Below are 234 nucleotides of genomic sequence, written 5' to 3' on the forward strand. Positions count from 1 at the left end.
TATCTCCATAATATTTTAAATAGTTTACACCTACCTTTGCTCCGGTGGAAACTAGTTTTGAAGCTCTATTAATTTTGGAAGTAGGTATACTGTCAATGGTTTTCATATGTTTTCTTTTAATTCATGTGAAATTTTTCTTTAAATAGAAATTTACCCAAGTCTATAACACTTTTAATTGGAACAATATCTATGACATCAAATGTTGTATTAACAGATTTTTCAATGAATATATCT

1 pseudogene is annotated in these 234 nt (G+C 26.5%); it reads right to left on the reverse strand.

The annotated features are described in order from the left end of the window. Positions 1–116: 116 nt before the first annotated feature. Positions 117–234: pseudogene (locus tag FUA24_RS08340) on the reverse strand (TetR family transcriptional regulator C-terminal domain-containing protein); the annotation flags it as partial.

The sequence above is a fragment of the Seonamhaeicola marinus genome (assembly GCF_008085455.1).